Source organism: Rhizobium sp. K102 (assembly GCF_022385315.1).
GTDB lineage: Bacteria > Pseudomonadota > Alphaproteobacteria > Rhizobiales > Rhizobiaceae > Rhizobium > Rhizobium croatiense.
In genome coordinates this window covers 3,664,318-3,681,411 of sequence record NZ_CP092436.1, presented here as the reverse complement: position 1 = coordinate 3,681,411, position 17,094 = coordinate 3,664,318, and the positions used below count along the sequence as shown (strand labels likewise).

Annotated in this window: 18 protein-coding genes and 1 pseudogene; 15 read left to right on the top strand and 4 right to left on the bottom strand. The window is 62.6% G+C overall.

Annotation, left to right across the window (positions count from 1 at the left end; all coding sequences use genetic code 11):
* The first annotated feature begins 101 nt into the window (after positions 1-101).
* Together MHI61_RS24140 and MHI61_RS24135 are read left to right on the top strand one after the other, a co-directional pair.
* A complete protein-coding gene (locus MHI61_RS24140) occupies positions 102-758 on the top strand; it encodes a GNAT family protein (protein ID WP_038692019.1) in 657 nt (218 codons plus the stop codon).
* Positions 755-1,342 carry a GNAT family N-acetyltransferase gene (locus tag MHI61_RS24135; protein WP_239790868.1) on the top strand — a complete coding sequence of 196 codons (588 nt, stop codon included), beginning with the start codon at positions 755-757 and terminating at the stop codon, positions 1,340-1,342. The genes MHI61_RS24140 and MHI61_RS24135 overlap by 4 nt, the downstream gene beginning before the upstream one ends.
* A 97-nt stretch (positions 1,343-1,439) precedes the next feature.
* Here the strand turns inward: MHI61_RS24135 and MHI61_RS24130 are convergent, their stop codons facing one another.
* The gene (locus MHI61_RS24130) at positions 1,440-2,306 is read right to left on the bottom strand and encodes an endonuclease/exonuclease/phosphatase family protein (RefSeq protein ID WP_239790867.1); all 867 of its coding nucleotides are present in this window, start codon (positions 2,304-2,306) and stop codon (positions 1,440-1,442) included.
* Positions 2,307-2,390: 84 nt separating this feature from the next.
* Here MHI61_RS24130 and obgE point away from each other — a divergent pair, with 84 nt between their 5' ends.
* From obgE to modC, 7 genes are all read left to right on the top strand, one after another.
* A complete protein-coding gene (obgE, locus tag MHI61_RS24125) occupies positions 2,391-3,479 on the top strand; it encodes a GTPase ObgE (RefSeq protein ID WP_239790866.1) in 1,089 nt (362 codons plus the stop codon).
* The gene (gene proB, locus MHI61_RS24120) at positions 3,466-4,635 is read left to right on the top strand and encodes a glutamate 5-kinase (protein WP_239790865.1); all 1,170 of its coding nucleotides are present in this window, start codon (positions 3,466-3,468) and stop codon (positions 4,633-4,635) included. Before obgE ends, proB begins: the two co-directional genes overlap by 14 nt.
* Entirely contained in the window at positions 4,628-5,911 is a 1,284-nt protein-coding gene (locus MHI61_RS24115; protein ID WP_239790864.1) for a glutamate-5-semialdehyde dehydrogenase, read from the top strand. Before proB ends, MHI61_RS24115 begins: the two co-directional genes overlap by 8 nt.
* A 37-nt stretch (positions 5,912-5,948) precedes the next feature.
* On the top strand, positions 5,949-6,548 hold the full coding sequence (locus tag MHI61_RS24110) for a nicotinate-nucleotide adenylyltransferase (protein ID WP_239792900.1): 600 nt from the start codon (positions 5,949-5,951) through the stop codon (positions 6,546-6,548).
* 485 nt (positions 6,549-7,033) lie between these two features.
* A complete protein-coding gene (modA, locus tag MHI61_RS24105) occupies positions 7,034-7,825 on the top strand; it encodes a molybdate ABC transporter substrate-binding protein (protein WP_097583133.1) in 792 nt (263 codons plus the stop codon).
* 213 nt (positions 7,826-8,038) lie between these two features.
* Positions 8,039-8,740 carry a molybdate ABC transporter permease subunit gene (modB, locus tag MHI61_RS24100; RefSeq protein WP_097583129.1) on the top strand — a complete coding sequence of 234 codons (702 nt, stop codon included), beginning with the start codon at positions 8,039-8,041 and terminating at the stop codon, positions 8,738-8,740.
* Entirely contained in the window at positions 8,737-9,804 is a 1,068-nt protein-coding gene (modC, locus tag MHI61_RS24095; protein ID WP_239790863.1) for a molybdenum ABC transporter ATP-binding protein, read from the top strand. Before modB ends, modC begins: the two co-directional genes overlap by 4 nt.
* Here modC and MHI61_RS24090 read toward each other — a convergent pair whose 3' ends face one another.
* A complete protein-coding gene (locus MHI61_RS24090) occupies positions 9,805-10,182 on the bottom strand; it encodes a winged helix-turn-helix domain-containing protein (protein ID WP_239790862.1) in 378 nt (125 codons plus the stop codon).
* Between the two features lie 210 nt (positions 10,183-10,392).
* Between MHI61_RS24090 and rsfS the strand changes: the two genes are divergently transcribed.
* From rsfS to MHI61_RS24060, 6 genes are all read left to right on the top strand, one after another.
* Positions 10,393-10,836, top strand: a complete 444-nt coding sequence (gene rsfS, locus MHI61_RS24085; RefSeq protein ID WP_239790861.1) for a ribosome silencing factor — start codon at positions 10,393-10,395, stop codon at positions 10,834-10,836.
* A gap of 118 nt (positions 10,837-10,954) precedes the next feature.
* Positions 10,955-11,437, top strand: a complete 483-nt coding sequence (gene rlmH, locus MHI61_RS24080; protein WP_096769794.1) for a 23S rRNA (pseudouridine(1915)-N(3))-methyltransferase RlmH — start codon at positions 10,955-10,957, stop codon at positions 11,435-11,437.
* A gap of 182 nt (positions 11,438-11,619) precedes the next feature.
* Positions 11,620-13,023: a murein hydrolase activator EnvC gene (locus tag MHI61_RS24075; protein ID WP_239790860.1), complete on the top strand. Its 1,404-nt coding sequence runs from the start codon at positions 11,620-11,622 to the stop codon at positions 13,021-13,023.
* Complete coding sequence (locus MHI61_RS24070; RefSeq protein WP_003543943.1) at positions 13,013-14,335, top strand: S41 family peptidase; 1,323 nt, start codon at positions 13,013-13,015, stop codon at positions 14,333-14,335. Before MHI61_RS24075 ends, MHI61_RS24070 begins: the two co-directional genes overlap by 11 nt.
* Positions 14,336-14,412: 77 nt before the next feature.
* The gene (locus MHI61_RS24065) at positions 14,413-15,603 is read left to right on the top strand and encodes a divergent polysaccharide deacetylase family protein (protein WP_239790859.1); all 1,191 of its coding nucleotides are present in this window, start codon (positions 14,413-14,415) and stop codon (positions 15,601-15,603) included.
* Between the two features lie 24 nt (positions 15,604-15,627).
* On the top strand, positions 15,628-16,161 hold the full coding sequence (locus MHI61_RS24060) for an RNA pyrophosphohydrolase (protein WP_239790858.1): 534 nt from the start codon (positions 15,628-15,630) through the stop codon (positions 16,159-16,161).
* A gap of 72 nt (positions 16,162-16,233) precedes the next feature.
* Here MHI61_RS24060 and bfr read toward each other — a convergent pair whose 3' ends face one another.
* Together bfr and MHI61_RS24050 are read right to left on the bottom strand one after the other, a co-directional pair.
* Positions 16,234-16,719, bottom strand: a complete 486-nt coding sequence (gene bfr / locus MHI61_RS24055; protein WP_064683952.1) for a bacterioferritin — start codon at positions 16,717-16,719, stop codon at positions 16,234-16,236.
* Positions 16,685-17,084: pseudogene (locus MHI61_RS24050) on the bottom strand ((2Fe-2S)-binding protein). Before MHI61_RS24050 ends, bfr begins: the two are co-directional and overlap by 35 nt.
* Positions 17,085-17,094: the final 10 nt, after the last annotated feature.

Genomic DNA, 17,094 nt, shown 5'->3' with positions numbered 1-17,094 from the left:
GCGTCTCATCGACCCGGCTGGCCGTACCAGGTTCAGTCCAGAAAACAGGGGAGATGGGGCGCCATCTCCCCTTTTTCTTTGTCCAAACAGGAGGACTGAACATGCAAGGCGAATTGTTGAGGGCAGACCAATCACGGTCTCCCCGGGAAGACCAGCGGTCTCCCATAGAACGGCTGAGGCCGGAACGGTTAAGGACCGATTGCCCTGTCTTGTTATCGGAAAGGCTCGTCATGCGCGCGCCCCACGAAGAAGACATCGACGCCCTTGCCCATCTCGCCAACAACGCCAAAGTCGCCACCATGGTATCGCGTATGCCGCACCCCTATACCGCCAATGATGCCGCCGACTTTGTCTGGCGTACGCGAAATGGCGAGATTGGCAAGTGCGTCTATGCCATCACCAAGGCCGAAAACGGCGCCTTTATCGGCTGCTGCGGCGTGGAACCGCATACCGACGGCAAGACCGTCGAGATCGGTTACTGGCTGGGTGAGCCGTATTGGAACCAGGGTTATACGACCGAGGCCTGCCATGCCCTGGTCGATATGGTGTTCAGGACCCGTCAGGACGTCGACCAGATCGATGCCCGTTGCCGGGTGATGAACGTCGCCTCGCGGCGCGTCATCCAGAAGTGCGGCTTCCAGTTCCAGGGCTCGGGGCTTGCCGCCTCGCTGGCGCTCGGCAGCAACGTGCCTGTGGAATGGTACAGGCTCGACCGCAAGACCTGGATGTCGCTGAGAAGCTGGGGGAACATCGCATGAGCACGACCGCGCTGCAAAGGCCGGACACCAGGCCGATGATGCCCGGCCCCGCGCCTGTCATCTCGACATCACGGCTGACGCTCCGCCCGCACAGGCTGAGCGATGCGCCGGCGATCGCGGAATCGCTTTCCGATTTCGCGGTCACGCGCATGCTGTCCCGCGTTCCCGCGCCCTTCGACCGGCAGGATGCGCTGGACTGGCTGATGCCGGTCACCTCGGGCACCCTGCCCGACTGGCCCTTAGCGATCACCGATCAGGACGATGTCCATATCGGCAACGTCTCGATCGAGTTGCGCCACGGCCGCTGGCACCTCGGCTACTGGCTGAACCGCTACTACTGGCGGCGCGGCTATATGAGCGAGGCGGTGGCGGCGATCATCGAGCGCTTCTCGCGCCGCATGCCGGAGACGCCGATCCATTCCGGCGTCTTCGCCGACAACCCGGCGTCGCTGCGGCTGCAGGAAAAGCTCGGGTTCCGCATGACGGGTTGCGGCGAAATCTATTGTTTCGCCCGCAACACCATGGTGTCGCACATCGAAACCGTGCTGCAGCCGGGCATGCTGCAACCGCGGAAGGTGGCCTGACGGAGCATGATGCCGAAAAGTGTAGCGCGGTTTTCGGACAACATCATGCTCCCATACCAATCGAGAAACCGAGACGCCGCCACCGGCGGCGTCTCGGTCAGTCGCCGATTTCGACCCAGAGCGGGAAATGATCGGAGCCGACGGATTGCGTGTCGATCCGGGCGGATTTCAACCGGCTCACGAGGCCGCAACTGACGAAGCAATAATCGAGATGCATGCGTTTGCCGTGGTCCTCGGGATCCATCCAGCTGTAGCTCTCGGGGCGGTAAGCTTCGAGCGTCGCAAAGGCGTCGACCGGCGTGCCGATCCGGGCGACCCGGCCGTAATATCCGCCGGCAGCACCGGCAAGCGCGCAATATTCCGGCGATTCCGGCTCCATGTTGAAATCGCCCAGAATGACGTAAGCCTCCGGCAGCGGCGGCTCCGGCAGATCGAATTCGGCCGCCCCCGTCAGCGACCCGCCCTCCTGGACGAAAGCATTGATATGCGCGTTCAGGAATTGCAGCTGGCGGATGCGCTCGTCGGGAGAAACGTGGTCGAGATGGACGGAGTAGACGCGAATCGCGCCCCCGGGCGCTGTGATGACCGCCTCGGTCGCACCGCGCTGCGGATTGATCTTGCCGAGCGTGCGGCTGCGCGGCAGAAGCAGCGTCCGGGTCGAGGCGATCGGCCAGCGCGACAGCACCATATTGCCGAAGTGAAAGCGCGTGCTCGCTGCCGGCGCGGGCTTGCCTCGATCAGCCTCGACATGCATGTCGCAGGCCGGCCCATATACCCAGAAATGGTCGGGAAAGAAGGCGGCGATCTCGGCCACCATGTCGGCAAAACCGTTGCGCGAGAAGCCGCGGGTCACCTCCTGCAGCGCGATGATGTCGGCCCCTTCGAGGCTCCGGGCAATGCGCGGGAGATCGTATCTACCGTCGAGACCGAAGCCGTACTGTATGTTATAGCTCGCAAAATTCACGATAATCTTTGACCTCCGTCGGAACCGCCTATATCGAATGGGCCAAGACGGGCCGTCCAACTGCCACCGGATACTGGAAGTAAAATGAAATTTCTCGACGAAGCAAAGGTCTATATACGATCCGGAGACGGCGGCGCGGGCAGCGTCTCCTTCCGGCGCGAGAAATTCATCGAGTTCGGCGGCCCCGATGGCGGTGACGGCGGACGCGGCGGCGATGTCTGGGTGGAGACGGTCAACGGCCTCAATACGCTGATCGATTTCCGCTACCAGCAGCATTTCAAGGCGACAACCGGCACCCATGGCATGGGCAGGAACCGCACCGGCGCCAATGGCAGCGACGTGACGCTCAAGGTCCCTGTCGGAACCCAGATCTTCGAGGAAGACCGAGAAACGCTGATCTGCGATCTCACCGTCGAAGGCCAGCGTTACTGCCTCGCCCATGGCGGCAATGGCGGCTTCGGCAACGCCCATTTCAAGACCTCGACCAATCAGGCGCCGGATTGGGCCAATCCCGGCCTGCCCGGCGAGGAAAAGACCCTCTGGCTGCGCCTGAAGCTGATTGCCGATGCCGGTCTCGTCGGCCTGCCCAATGCCGGAAAATCGACCTTCCTGGCGTCGGTTACCCGCGCCCGGCCGAAAATCGCCAACTATCCCTTCACCACGCTGCATCCCAATCTCGGGGTCGCCACCATCGACGAACGGGAATTCATTCTTGCCGATATTCCCGGCCTGATCGAAGGCGCCCATGAAGGTGTCGGCATCGGCGACCGGTTCCTTGGCCATGTCGAGCGCACCCGCGTGCTGCTCCATCTCGTCTCCGCCCAGGAGGAAAAGGTCGGCAAAGCCTATAAGACGGTCAAGCACGAACTCGAAGCCTATGGCAACGATCTCACCGACAAGCCGGAAATCGTGGCGCTGTCGCAGATCGACGTGCTCGACGAGGCCGAACTGAAGAAGAAGACGAAGGAATTGGCCAAGGCCTGCGGCAAGACCCCGTTCCAGATTTCGGCCGTCACCGGCAAGGGCATGACCGAGGTCCTGCGGGCGCTGCGCGATATCATCGTCGAAGAAAATGCCGAGGAAAAGCCGGCCAAGGTGCCGAAGCTCAGGCATCGCGACATGATCTCCTCCGAAGAGGAGACGGGCGAGGATGGGGCCGATGACCAGCCGTAAGCCGCTCGGCCGCTACCGCCGCATCGTCATCAAGATCGGCTCGGCCCTCCTCGTCGACCGCAAGGCCGGGCTGAAAAAGGCTTGGCTCGACGCCATGTGCGCCGACATTGCCGGGCTGAAGGCCAAAGGGATCGATGTGCTCGTCGTGTCCTCGGGCGCGATCGCGCTCGGCCGCTCGGTGCTCGACCTGCCCTCCGGTGCGCTAAAGCTCGAGGAAAGTCAGGCGGCCGCTGCCGTCGGCCAGATCGCGCTCGCGCGTGCCTGGTCGGAAAGCCTGTCGCGCGACGAGATCGTCGCCGGCCAGATCCTGTTGACGCTCGGCGATACCGAAGAGCGCCGCCGCTATCTCAATGCGCGCGCCACCATCAACCAGCTTTTGAAAATCGGCGCCGTGCCGATCATCAACGAAAACGACACGGTCGCGACCAGCGAAATCCGCTATGGCGACAATGATCGCCTGGCGGCCCGCGTCGCGACGATGACCGGCGCCGATCTGCTCATTCTTCTTTCCGATATCGACGGTCTTTATACCGCGCCGCCGCATCTCGATCCGAATGCGGCTTTCCTGGAGACGATCGCCGAAATCACCCCTGACATCGAGGCGATGGCCGGGGGTGCGGCATCCGAGCTTTCACGCGGCGGCATGCGCACCAAGATCGATGCCGGCAAGATCGCCACGACATCGGGCTGCGCCATGATCATCGCCTCCGGCAAGACCGACAGCCCGCTGTCGGCAATCGAGAACGGCGCCCGCTCCTCCTGGTTCGCACCCTCGGGCACGCCGGTAACCGCCCGCAAGATCTGGATCGCCGGGCAGCTGCAGCCGGCCGGCGAACTGCATGTCGATGACGGCGCCGTCACCGCCCTCGGGGCCGGCAAGAGCCTGCTTCCGGCCGGCGTGCGCAGCGTTTCCGGCCTGTTCAGCCGTGGGGATACGGTGGCGATCGTCGGCCCTGAAGGTCGCGAGATCGCCCGCGGGCTTGCCAGCTACGATGCCGAGGACGCCCGCCGGATCGCCGGCCGCAAGTCGGCCGAGATCGAGGCCATCCTCGGTTATGCCGGCCGCGCCGCCATGGTCCATCGCGACGACATGGTGATGACCACACAGATCAGACAGAAATTGGAAAGGCAGAAGAAGGACGCGGCCCATGCCTGATACCGTTGCGCTAAGCCCTGACATTGACGCGCTGATGAACGACATCGGCCGCAAGGCGAAGGCTGCCGCACGACCGTTGGGCTTCGCATCCACCGAGGCGAAGAACCGCGCCTTGCACGCCATGGCCGATGCCATCCTGGCCAACAGCGCCCATATTCTTGCCGAGAATGCCAAAGACCTGAAGGACATCGAAGGCAGCGAGACGCTTGCCTCCTTCGTCGACCGGCTGACGCTGAACGACAAGCGCATCGCCGAGATGGCCGAGGGAATCCGCGCCATCGCCGCCCTTGCCGATCCGGTCGGCGAAGTCATCGCCGCCTGGGACCGGCCGAACGGCCTGAAGATCGAGCGCGTCCGCACGCCGCTCGGGGTCATCGGCGTCATCTTCGAAAGCCGGCCGAACGTCACGGCGGATGCCGGCGCCCTCTGCCTCAAGGCCGGCAATGCCGTGATCCTGCGCTGCGGCTCGGATTCGCGTCGTTCATCGCAGGCTATCCATGCCTGCCTCGTCGACGGCCTGAAGGCGGCAGGACTTCCAGAGCATGCTATCCAGCTCGTTCCGGTCACCGACCGCGCCGCCGTCGGCGCCATGCTGCGCGGCCTGGACGGCACGATCGACGTCATCGTGCCGCGCGGCGGCAAAAGCCTGGTGGCCCGGGTGCAGAGCGAGGCCCGCGTGCCGGTCTTTGCCCATCTCGAAGGCCTTTGCCACATCTATGTCGATGCCTCCGCCGATATCGAGATGACAAAGCAGATCGTCGTCAATGCCAAGATGCGCCGCACCGGCATTTGCGGCGCGGCCGAAACCCTGCTGGTCGACGGTGCCGCGATCGGCACACATCTGACGCCGCTGCTCGAGGTCCTCACCGAAGCCGGCTGCGAGATCCGTGGCTCCGCGACGGTGCTGAAGGTCGCCCCCGGCATCAAGCCGGCGACCGAGGAGGACTGGACGACCGAATATCTCGACGCGATCATTTCGGTCGCCGTCGTCGACGGCATATCGGGCGCGATCGCCCATATTCAGACCTATTCGTCGAACCACACCGAGGCCGTGATCGCCGAAGACCCCGCGGTCGTCGAGCGTTTCTTCACCGAGGTCGATTCGGCGATCCTGCTGCACAATGCCTCGACGCAATTTGCCGATGGCGGCGAGTTCGGCATGGGCGCGGAGATCGGCATCGCCACCGGCAAGATGCATGCGCGCGGCCCCGTCGGCGTCGAGCAGCTCACCTCCTTCAAATACCGGGTGCGCGGTGCCGGACAGACCCGACCTTGACGTGACGACGGAAAATCTGGATCGGCGCTACCTCCGCATGCCGCACAGCGAACGCGGCATGGTCGTCGGCCTGTTCGGCGGTTCTTTCAATCCGCCGCATCAGGGCCACGCGCTTGTTGCCGAGATCGCCATCAAGCGGCTCGGCCTCGACCAGCTCTGGTGGATGGTGACCCCGGGCAATCCGCTGAAGAGCCGCAACCAGCTCGCACCGCTTGCCGAACGCATTGCCGAAAGCGAGCGTGTCGCCGCCGATCCGCGCATCAAGGTCACCGCATTCGAACAGGCACTCGGCGTCAGCTACACCGCCAATACGCTGGCCCGCATCAAGGTCCGCAATCCGCATGTGCATTTCATCTGGATCATGGGCGCCGACAGCCTGCAGACCTTTCACAAATGGCAGAAGTGGCAGGAGATCGCCCGCACCTTCCCGATCGCCGTGATCGACCGGCCGGGCGCGACACTCTCCTATCTCTCCTCGAAGATGACGCGGACCTTCGATTTCGCCCGGATCGACGAGGACGACGCACGCGTGCTCTGGAAGAAACCGGCGCCGGCCTGGACGTTCATTCACGGACCACGGTCCGGCCTGAGCTCGACGGCAATCCGCAACGGTTCGCTGCCGGGCAGCTCCAAATAGGCTAAATCTTAGGGAAATCCCAAAAACGAGAAAGCCCGACGGGGAGGAGATCCGTCGGGCTTATAATCTCGATCGACAACTGGGAGGAGGAGTGTTGTCGATCCTGTCGAACGGCTTATGGGAGGAGGAGAAAGCCGTTGCGATGAGTGTGTTGTACCACATTCCTGAGAAAGGTGAATATCGATTTGTGCAATGCAGCAATGCTGGCGGTGCAACACTGAGGCCGAGAGGCTCCGACTGCTGCCGATTTTATCGGCAAGGCGGGCGAAAATGGCCATTGTCCCGGCGGGTTCTTGCGGTTTGTCGCGGGCTTTCCCAGCCATATCAGTACCGCCGAATCTCCTGTTCTCGAAACAGCCATGCGCTTCATAAACAACGTGGATCCTCATCGCCAACAACAGGGTTATATTTCCGTGGATATATCCCTAGCCAAAACCCGAGCATCGTTATATTCGTCAAGATATTTCGAATCCTGGGACAGAATCATGCAGAACCGCCGCCAATGGATGAAACTGACAACCGCCGCGATCGCGGCTCTCTGGCTTGGCGCGGCAGCGCTGCCGGCTCCGGCAGAAGCCGCCGAAAAGCTGACCGTCTTTGCGGCGGCAAGCCTCAAGGACGCGCTCGATGCCGCCAACGCCGCATGGGCCAAGGAGAGCGGCAAGGAAGCCGTCGCCTCCTATGCGGCAAGCGGCGCACTCGCCAAACAGATCGAAAACGCGGCCCCTGCCGATATCTTCATCTCGGCCGACCTCGACTGGATGGATTACGTCGCCAAGAAGAACCTGATCAAGGCCGACAGCCGCACCAAGCTGCTTGGAAACCGGATCGTGCTCGTTGCCGAAAAGGACAAGGCCAACCCGGTCGAGATCAAGCAAGGCTTCGATCTTGCCGGTCTGCTCGGTGACGGCAAGCTGGCCATGGGTGAGCCGAAATCGGTCCCGGCCGGCAAATACGCCATGGCCGCGCTCGAAAAGCTCGGCGTTTGGACATCGGTCGAAACCAAAGTCGCCGGCGCCGAAAGCGTGCGCGCCGCCCTTGCCCTGGTCTCCCGCGGCGAGGCGCCCTATGGCATCGTCTACCAGACGGACGCAACGGCCGATAAGGGTGTCGCCATCGTCGGCACCTTCCCGGCCGATTCCCACCCGCCGATCATCTATCCGGTCGCCATTCTTGCCGAGAGCAGGAACCCGGACGCCGCAGCCTATCTCGACTTCCTGAAATCCGACAAGGCGGCCGGCTTCTTCACAGCGCAGGGATTTACCGTTCTCAAGTGACTGAGGGGGCGAAATGATTGCGTAATCAACAACGACGGCTTAGCGTGAGGCTGACGGAGCCGGCCTATTGCTCTTTCGTCATGCTCGGGCTTGTCCCGAGCATCTGCATCCGTTTGATAGGGCAGCAGATCCTCGGCACAAGGCCGAGGATGACGCGGAGTAAAAGGCAAACTGAGCCTCAGCGAGCCTTCGATTTCGTGGAGACAACTGCGTTTGGATATGTTCGGCCTGAGCGATGAAGAATGGACGGCGATCCTGCTCAGCCTGCGCGTCTCGGTCGTCGCCATGCTGGCGAGCCTGCCCCTCGGCATCCTGGTCGCTTTGCTGCTTGCCCGCGGCCGTTTCTGGGGCAAGTCGGTGCTGAACGGCATTGTTCACCTGCCGCTGATCCTACCCCCCGTCGTCACCGGTTTTCTTCTCCTAATCCTCTTCGGCCGCCGTGGTCCGATCGGCAGCCTGCTCGACCAGTATTTCGGCATCGTCTTTTCCTTCCGCTGGACGGGTGCGGCACTCGCCTGCGCCGTCATGGCCTTTCCGCTGATGGTGCGCAGCATCCGCCTGTCGATCGAGGCGGTCGACCGCAAACTCGAGGAGGCCGCCGGAACGCTGGGGGCCGGTCCGATCCTGGTCTTTCTGACGGTGACGCTGCCACTGACCCTGCCCGGCATCATCACCGGCATGATCCTTTCCTTCGCCAAGGCGATGGGCGAATTCGGCGCGACAATCACCTTCGTCTCCAACATTCCCGGCGAGACCCAGACCTTGTCGTCCGCCATCTATACCTTTACCCAGGTGCCCGGTGGCGATGCCGGCGCGCTGCGCCTGACGCTCGTCGCCGTCATCATTTCCATGACCGCCCTGCTCGCCTCCGAGTTCCTCGCGCGTTTCGCCGGCCGAAGGATTGATCCGGAATGACGTTGATCGTCGAGGCAAAACAGAGACTCGGCGGGTTCTTTCTCGACGCCGCCTTCACATCCGAAGGCGGCGTGACCGCGCTGTTCGGACGCTCCGGCTCCGGCAAGACCTCACTGATCCGCATCATCGCCGGCCTCGCCCGTCCGGACGAGGGCCGCGTTATCCTTGACGGTGAAACCCTGACCGAAACCAAAGCCGGCCTCTTCGTTCCGAAACACCGCCGTCATTTCGGTTATGTCTTCCAGGAGGCGCGACTGTTCCCGCATCTCAGCGTCCGTGCCAATCTTTCCTACGGCCGCTGGTTCGCGCCAAGACCTGCAGGCGGCGAGAGCTTCGATCACGTCGTCGACCTGCTCGGCATCGAGACGCTGCTGGATCGCAGTCCCGCCAAACTTTCCGGCGGTGAGAAGCAGCGGGTCGCGATCGGCCGCGCCCTTCTCTGCTCGCCCCGGTTGCTCTTGATGGACGAGCCGCTGGCCGCCCTCGACGAGGCGCGCAAGGCCGAGATCCTGCCCTATCTCGAGCGATTACGGGATCAGACCGAAATCCCGATCGTCTATGTCAGCCATTCGATCGCCGAGGTGGCGCGGCTCGCAAACAAAGTGGTGGTCATGCGCGACGGCAGGGTGGAGGCGGTCGGCCCGGCCGTCGACATTTTGAGCCGCGCCTCTGCGGCCTTCGACCGGAAAGAGGCGGGCGCGCTGCTGCAAGGCATCGTCGACAGCTTCGACGCCCGTCACCATCTCTCGACCGTCGCCCTCAAATCCGGTCGGCTGCATATCCCCGGCGCGGCACTCGCGCCCGGCAGTCCGGTCCGCATCCGCATCCCGTCGCGCGACGTCATGCTGGCGACGGCAAGACCGGAGGGGCTCAGTGCCCTCAACATTGTCGAAGGCAGGATCGAACAGTTATTGCCGGATGCGGACGGAACGGTTGAAATCCGGCTAGACTGCGGCGGCGATAGCATCCTCTCTCGCGTCACCGCGCTCTCCTGCGAGCGCCTCGACCTTCGACCCGGCAAGACCGTCTTCGCCGTCATCAAGACGGTTGCCCTGGAGGCCTGATCAGCCGTGCCCATCCCGCTGCGGATTGCGCTTTGCCTCAAGCCAGGCAAGGTCCTCGGCAAGGCTCGCTTGCAAAATGCTTTCCATCCGGCGAAACCGCGCCAGCAATTGCTCGCCGAACGGCGTCAACGCCGCACCGCCGCCCTTCTGGCCGCCGCGTTGTGATTCCACCACCTGTTCGCAGAACATCCGGTTCATCTCGCTGACCAGCAGCCATGCGCGGCGATAGGACATATCCATCGCCCGCCCTGCTGCGGAGATCGATCCGGTCGCTCGGATGTGTTCCAGCAGCTCCATCTTGCCGCGTCCGAGCCGATCCTCATCCGGGAAGCTGATTCGCAAGATGGGAACGAGTGTTTTTGCGGCCGGATCGGTCATTCGAATCTGCGGATGGTGGAATTTCCGGCACTTTACGCTCCGGCCTGGAAACTGTACACCGCCCGGACAAGCAGTGGGGGCAGCAATATAGTTCAATTCGGTCGCCAGACCGGATTTTCCGCCGCTCCGTACGTTAGCACGTCTTGAAACATTAATGGTTTGATGCCTATCTTAACCATGATCCGGTCGTGATCGGATCTCGTGTTGTGCATGGCTTGTCATTCCAGGAAAGGGAAAGCACTGACAACAGTACACGCCAAGGGAAAAACGCTCGCCGTTCTCCCGAAGAGCGCAGAACGTGGCGCCGATGCCGCTGCCCGCGCCCTAGAAGCCGTCCTCGCCAGCCTCGAGGACTCCAAAGCCGAAGATATCGTCACCATCGACATTGCCGGAAAATCGGCGCTGGGAGACTACATGATCGTCGTCTCCGGCCGCTCGAACAGGCATGTCATGGCGATCTCGGACCACCTGCTCACCGATCTCAAGGACGAAGGCTTCGGTACGGCCCGCGTCGAAGGTCAGGAGGGCGGCGACTGGGTCCTGATCGACACCGGTGACATTATCGTGCATGTGTTCCGTCCTGAAATCCGAGAGTTCTACAACATCGAAAAGATGTGGGCGGCTCCCGATATGGATGAAGAAACACGGCACTGACAGGCGGTCCGGCATTCTGACCGGCGCCTGAGACGTGGCATTGACTGGCGGGAAACATCGTGAGCCGGCCGGTGGGCGCCTTGTGCGTCGCAAATGCCTGATGAGCGGGAGCGGGTGAATGCGCGTTGGTCTTTTTGCGGTGGGACGGCTGAAATCCGGCCCCGAAAAGGATCTTGCGGCCCGTTATTTTGATCGTTTCGCCAAGGCCGGCCCTGCGGTCGGCCTCGAACTTGCCCGTATCGCCGAGGTTGCCGAAAGCCGCGCTTCCAATGCGGAGACCCGCAAACGCGAGGAGGCGGCGATGCTGTTGAAATCGCTTGCCGAAGGCAGCGTCCTTATTCTTCTCGACGAACGCGGCAAGGCGCTCGACAGCGAAGCCTTCGCAAATCTGCTCGGCGCCTATCGCGACCAGGGCAAGCGCGAGCTGATGATCGCAATCGGCGGCGCCGACGGCCTCGATCCCGCGCTCTACGATCGTGCCGACGCCACGCTCTGCCTGGGCAAAATGACCTGGCCGCACCAGCTCGTCCGCACGCTGATCGCCGAGCAGCTCTATCGCGCCGTCACCATCCTGTCCGGCCATCCCTATCACCGCGTCTGAAATGTTCCACGTGGAACTCAAGTCTTTGACGATGCGTCGCATTGTCACGCAGCCGTGTTTCGCGTGGACGGCCGTTCGCTTGCAAACTTTCTGGCAAAGCGTGCCAAATCAGCTTAGTCTCCGCGCGATTTTGAGAGAGTGCCCCGACACGCATGACGACGACACCAACCAGGCGACACCGCATGATTCTGCCGGCACTTGCGGCCGGTTTTGGTGTCGCCGTCGTCGTCGTCTCCGCAAACACCTTCACCGTCCGGGCCCAGGAAGCCGCGCCGGAGGCGGCACAATCTGCAGCCCAGCCGCCGGCAGCCGAGCCGCCGCCGCCCGATCCGGCCGCTGAACTTGCCGCCAAACGCGATCAGACCCGCGCCGAGCTCGAAACCCTGTCGAAATCGATCAACCTTTCCTCGGACAAAGTGAGCGAACTCCGGCAAAGCATCGCCAATCTGGAAAAAAGCACGCAGAGCATCCGCCAGGCGCTGATCGATTCCGCCGCCCGCCGCAAGGGGCTCGAGAAGCAGATCCTCGAAAGCGAGAAGAAGCTGGCCGATCTCGGCGTCAGAGAGGATGGCATCCGCCGTTCGCTGCACGAGCGCCGCGGCTTGCTGGCCGAGGTGTTGGCCGCACTCCAGCGGATGGGCCGCAACCCGCCCCCGGCTTTGCTCGTCACCCCCGATGACGCGCTCGCTTCCGTGCGCAGCGCCATCCTGCTCGGCGCCGTCGTGCCGGGCATCCGCAAGGAAACCGACAAGCTCGCCGCAGACCTTGCAAGCCTCGCCGCGCTGCAGACGGCAAGTGCGGCCGAGAAGGCCGGCCTGACGGCGACGATGACCGATAGCATCGAGGAAGAGCGGCGCATGGACCTGCTGCTTGCCGAAAACGACAAGCTGAGCCGCAGCAGCGCCGCCGAACTGCAGGCCGAAAGGAAACGTTCGGAGGAGCTGGCGGGCAAGGCGACCAGCCTCGAAGGCCTCGTCGCTTCCATGGAATCCGAGATCGCTTCGGTGCGCGACGCGGCTGCCGCCGCCCGCCAGGCCGAGGAGAACCGCAAGCTCCTGACCGACGAGCAGCGGGCTCAGGCCAAGGCTCTGGCCGAGAGCGGCGTGCCCGATAAAAACCGCATTGCGCCCGCATATCCCTTCGGAGAATTGAGGGCCAAATTGGAGCTGCCGGTGGCGGGCGATATCCTGCGCCAGTTCGGCGATGCCGACGGCACCGGGCACGAAGCCATGGGAATGACGGTCGCCACCAATCCGGAGACAGTGGTGACGGCGCCTGCAGACGGTCTGGTGGTTTTTGCCGGCGCTTTCCGCAGTTACGGCCAGATGATCATTCTTGACGCGGGCGATGGATATCACCTGGTTCTCTCGGGAATGGATACGATCAATACCCGTCAGGGAAAGTTCGTTTTCTCCGGCGAGCCGCTCGCCGTAATGGGAGCGAAAAGAGTGGCAAGCGCAACTGCATTGGCGCTGGAAACGGACCGGCCAACGCTTTACATTGAATTTCGAAAAGACGGTAAACCGGTCGATTCCCGACCGTGGTGGACCGCCAAGGACACTGGAAAGGCACGCAATGATTCGTAGGGCTTCTCTTGTTCTGGTCGGCGCATTGATGGGTGCGACCGCGATGAGCGTCATTTACTCGGCAGGTGTGCCGGCAGAAGCGGCCGGATCCTCTACCTACAAGGAACTCTCGGTATTTGGCGATGTCTTCGAACGCGTGCGTGCGCAGTACGTCACGCCGCCGGCCGAAGACAAGCTGATCGAGAATGCCATCAACGGCATGCTTTCCTCGCTCGATCCCCATTCGAGCTATATGAATGCGAAGGACGCCGAGGACATGCGCACCCAGACCAAGGGTGAGTTCGGCGGCCTCGGCATCGAAGTCACGATGGAAGACGAGCTCGTCAAGGTAATCACCCCGATCGACGATACGCCCGCCGCCAAGGCCGGCGTTCTCGCCGGCGACTACATCTCCGAGATCGACGGCCAGTCCGTGCGCGGCCTGAAATTGGAAGACGCGGTCGAGAAGATGCGTGGCGCCGTCAACACGCCGATCAAGCTGACGTTGATCCGCAAGGGCGCCGACAAGCCGATCGAGCTGACAATCGTCCGTGACGTCGTCGCCGTCCAGGCGGTCAAATCGCGCGTCGAGGACGATGTCGGTTACCTGCGCATCATCTCCTTCACCGAGAAGACCTATCCCGATATGGAAAAGGCGATCAAGAAGATCAAGGACACCGTTCCGGCTGACAAGCTGAAGGGTTACGTCCTCGACCTGCGCCTTAACCCGGGCGGTCTGCTCGACCAGGCGATCAATGTCTCCGACGCGCTGCTGCAGCGCGGCGAGGTCGTCTCGACCCGCGGCCGCAATCCGGATGAAACCCGCCGCTTCAACGCCGGCCCGGGCGACCTGACCGACGGCAAGCCGGTCATCGTGCTGATCAACGGCGGTTCGGCCTCCGCATCGGAAATCGTTGCCGGCGCGCTTCAGGATCTGCGCCGCGCCACCGTTCTCGGCACCCGTTCCTTCGGCAAGGGTTCCGTCCAGACGATTATCCCGCTTGGCGAGAACGGCGCGCTGCGCTTGACCACGGCACTCTACTACACGCCGTCGGGCCGCTCGATCCAGGGCACCGGCATCACGCCTGACATCAAGGTCGAAGAGCCGCTCCCGGAAGAACTGCAGGGCAAGATGGTGACCGAAGGCGAATCCAGCCTGCGCGGCCACATCAAGGGCCAGAGCGAAACCGATGAAGGTTCGGGCTCCGTTGCCTATGTGCCGCCGGATCCGAAGGATGACGTTCAGCTGAACTACGCGCTCGACCTTCTGCGCGGCAAGAAGACCGATCCGGCCTTCCCGCCGAACCCTGACAAGGCCGTCGTCGCCAAGTAACCGATCGTCGCAAGGCCGGGCACTCGCCCGGCCTTGACCCTTTATGCTGTTTCCCGGTTTTGGAGCGGGCGAGAAAATTGGGAACGGACCTGCATGCGCCTTTGGGGCGCAACCGCAAAACCGCCAGCCGGCGTCCTGGCGTACTGCGCCTCGGCCGCATCGCTGCCAGCCTGTGCCTTTTCGCGATAGGCGGCTTTTCTCTCTATACTGCCTTTCGGGGCGACGGGCTGGAGCGCGCCAAACCGCCGGCGGCCGAACAGGCTGCAACCCAAGCTTCCGGCAAGCCGCCGACGACCGCTGCCGACCAGACGGCGGACGGAATGCCCCGCGCCGATCCACGCTCGGGCGCCAATGTCGAACAGATGATCACCGGCGATGGCTCCGTCGTCACCAAATACAGTCCCCGCCCGCGCGACGGCAGCGGGCCGGTGCTGGTCGATGCCATGCAGATCGGCCAGGATCCGCGCATGGCAGCCCAGCCCAATGAAGCGCTGCTTGAAGACACCGCGTTTGGCAGGCTGCCGATCGTCGGCCCCGATGGGCGGCGGCCGATGGACCAATATGCCCGTCCCTCATCCGGCGCACGCGGCATCCGCATTGCCATCGTCGTCAGCGGCCTCGGCCTCAGCCAGACGGGGACGCAGCGCGCCATCGCCGAATTGCCGGAGGAAATCACCCTCGCCTTTGCCGCAAGCGGCAACAGCCTGCAGCGCTGGATGCAGGAAGCCCGCCGCGGCGGCCACGAGATTCTTCTGCAGGTTCCGCTCGAGCCATTTGATTATCCGGCGAACGATCCCGGTCCGGAGACCCTGCTGACCTCGAAGCCGGCGGCCCGCAACATCGAGAGCCTCCACAAGGCGATGGGTGAGATCACCAATTACACCGGCATCATGAACTATCTCGGCGGCCGTTTCCTCTCCGACCCCGCCGCCATGGAACCTGTCATGCGCGATATCGGCAAGCGCGGCCTGCTGTTCCTCGACGACGGCACGTCAGCGCAGTCGAAAACGGCGACGGTCGCCAAGGGCACCGAACTGCCCTATGCCTTTGCCGACCTGCAGCTCGACGGCCAGGTCGATATCAGCGCCATCCTGAAGAAGCTCGACGAGCTCGAACGCATGGCCCGCAAGAATGGCCAGGCGATTGGCATCGCCTCGGCTTTCGATGAAAGTGTCGACGCCATCGCCAAATGGAGCGAGGAAGCGTCCATGCGCGGCATCGAGGTCGTCGGCGTCGCGGCGCTTTCCAACGACCCGAGAAGCCCCTGAGATAATTCCTGAACGGAGAAGAAGATGAGCCAGGCGACCGTGAAAGCCGAGGATCTGCCCTACCGTCCCTGCGTCGGCGTCATGATCCTGAACCGCGATGGCTTGGTCTGGGCCGGTCGCCGGATCCCAGATGGAAATTCCGAATATGACGGCTCGCCGCATCTGTGGCAGATGCCCCAGGGTGGCATCGACAAGGGCGAGGATCCCTTGGACGCCGCCTATCGTGAGCTCTATGAGGAAACCGGGATCAGAACGGTGACACTGCTTGCCGAGGCGAGCAACTGGATCAACTATGATCTGCCGCCGGCGCTGATCGGTATCGGACTGAAAGGGAAATTTCGCGGCCAGACACAGCGCTGGTTCGCCTTCCGCTTCGAGGGCGACGAAAGCGAGATCGCCATCAACCCGCCGCCTGGCGGTCATGATCCGGAATTCGACGCCTGGGAATGGAAGCCGATGCAGCAACTGCCCGGTCTGATCGTCCCCTTCAAGCGCGCCGTCTATGACCAGGTGATCGCCGAGTTCCGGCATCTGGCAGCGCTGCAGGCCGAAGACTGAGCGCCTGTTTGCGGCTCGCAGGTGTGAATTGAAGATGCCGACCGCGCGGAGCGGCCGGCGTCCCTATCCGAATTATTCGGCTTCGTTGGCGGAATCGGCGTTGAGCTGACCGTATTTGCTCTCGCCGATTTTCTCGAGCAGATCGATCTGCGTTTCAAGGAAGTCGATATGGCCTTCCTCATCCGCCAGCAGTTCTTCGAAAAGTTTCATGGAAACGTAGTCGCCGGCTTCGTGACAGATATCACGCGACTTCTTGTAGGCCGTGCGGGCGTCATATTCGCCGGCAAGATCGGCTTCCAGCACTTCCTTGACGTTCTGGCCGATGCGCAGAGGCGCCAGAGTCTGCAGGTTAGGGTGGCCTTCGAGGAAGATGATGCGCGCGACAAGCCTGTCGGCATGGTGCATCTCTTCGATGGATTCGGCACGCTCCTTTTTGGCGAGCTTGGTGTAGCCCCAGTCCTCGAGAAGCCGATAATGAACCCAATATTGATTGACCGCGCCGAGCTCGAGGAACAGTGCCTCGTTAAGCCGCTCGATGACCTTTTTGTCGCCTTTCAATGTCCGCTCTCCTGTTTTCCTCATGGAATTGTTTCAAGCGTGACATGAAATCAAATATTTCGGTCTCCGTCGAGTGGCGACGGGCGTGATATTCCTCGGTCGTCTGGATAATGATATCGACCACATTGGGGAAGCAGCCGCAGCAACGGCCGCGTTTTTCCATCGCGTGGTAGACCTTCGCAGGCACGATAAGCTGCCAACAGTCTTCGTCGAGAAGGTTGGTGATAACCTCCCGGATTTCCTTGTCGGTTATATAATTGCAGCTGCAGACAAGCACGTCTTCATTTCCAAACATGACACTGACTATCGTGTTTTCTGCTAAAGAAGATGGTGGCTGTCAAGAAAAAATTCGAGTCCGGCGCCATCAGGCAGCAG